We start from the raw sequence: 506 nt of genomic DNA, 5'->3' as shown, positions 1-506 counted from the left end.
GGCGATTACACCAAAGAAATTCCATTTGATTACATGGAACTAGCGAAAAGGATGTGGTTTGAAAATTATCAAGGAGAAGGCATCCCTCTCTCCTATTCTGGTTTTCTTAAAATCAGAGATAGGAATGATATAGCCATTCATCTAAAACTAGATAAACAGGATTATGATGAACTTTGGTTGCATGTTCCGATACAAGAAGGGATAAAATATCGCTTTTTTTCACAAATTGATGAAGAACTAAATTTAGATTATGAAGATGCTTATGTAACAGATTTTCGCGAAAATGGAGACTGTTTACGTTTGGCCTCTACCCATCTTGAACTTCTCACACTTGATAAAAGAGCGTTCTATATCATGGCCATTGAGATTGCCACAATCTTTAATGGACAAATTAGTGAAGATGACAAGAAAACATGGCTGACAATCGAGGAATTCAAGAAAAATCACCAAGATATCTTATCTTTAACCTTTGATGAAGCAAATGAGATGAGTTTGGAAGAAATTCA

General features: G+C 34.8%; 1 protein-coding gene. It reads left to right on the top strand.

Annotation, left to right across the window (positions count from 1 at the left end):
* Positions 1 to 506 (top strand): hypothetical protein (locus GMD6S_RS12920; protein WP_000430717.1); only part of this gene is annotated, 506 nt, incomplete at both ends.

It is taken from the genome of Streptococcus sp. GMD6S, assembly GCF_000297015.1.
Note: the sequence above shows the minus strand (reverse complement) of the source record. Positions and strands in the feature narration are given on the sequence as shown.